Genomic DNA, 210 nt, shown 5'->3' with positions numbered 1-210 from the left:
AGGAAACCGGACACGCGGGGCGCGGTAATTTCCTCTTTTCTTTCTTTATAGTGATTCCATTCTTCTTTGATTCTCCGCTCATCTTCCGGAGTTTCCGACAGCAGGGAAAAATCCAGAAGACGATGGGTATAATCGTATGTAGCACCCAGAAACTGGCCCCCTGCAACATCCTTGAAGGCGGCCGATATTCTCCTGCTGAGGCGGATTTCC

1 protein-coding gene is annotated in these 210 nt (G+C 50.0%); it reads right to left on the bottom strand.

Features of this window, described 5'->3' with window-relative positions; all coding sequences use genetic code 11:
* Nucleotides 1-210, bottom strand: a 210-nt coding sequence (locus HJV72_RS19510) for a carbon-phosphorus lyase complex subunit PhnI (RefSeq protein ID WP_208073541.1), incomplete at both ends; no start/stop codon positions are given.

This window comes from Extibacter sp. GGCC_0201 (genome assembly GCF_017566055.1).
GTDB lineage: Bacteria > Bacillota > Clostridia > Lachnospirales > Lachnospiraceae > Extibacter.
The sequence above is the reverse complement of the archived record's forward strand: the minus strand, read 5'-3'. Positions and strand labels throughout refer to the sequence as shown.